Source organism: Paraburkholderia sp. SIMBA_053 (assembly GCF_046534895.1).
In the GTDB taxonomy this organism is placed as follows: Bacteria; Pseudomonadota; Gammaproteobacteria; order Burkholderiales; family Burkholderiaceae; genus Paraburkholderia; species Paraburkholderia caledonica.
Genome location: NZ_JAWRXU010001187.1, coordinates 1 through 254 on the forward strand (window position 1 = coordinate 1; position 254 = coordinate 254).

Annotated in this window: 1 protein-coding gene; it reads right to left on the minus strand. The window is 64.2% G+C overall.

Annotated features, from left to right (window positions below):
• Positions 1-71 precede the first annotated feature (71 nt).
• On the minus strand, positions 72-254 hold a 183-nt coding region (locus SB753_RS39395; protein WP_410805466.1), incomplete at its 5' end, for a hypothetical protein.

Below are 254 nucleotides of genomic sequence, written 5' to 3' on the forward strand. Positions count from 1 at the left end.
CTTTTGCAGTGGCGGGGCGTGAGTTCAGTCACAATTTCGGTCATCTTGCATTCCAGGGCTCTAGGCGACACCTAACGCGAGCGCCGCCGCTTTCCAAGCACAGTGCGCAGCACGATCCCGAGCGCGCGTGCGCTCGCATCGGCGTATGCACGCCGGCGCGCATCGGCGTCCGGTCTGGCCGCTTTTGGCGGCGCGAGTGCGACGCGTTCTTCGCGAGATCCTCGTTGCTTTGCCTGCCCCATGCAAATCTCCTG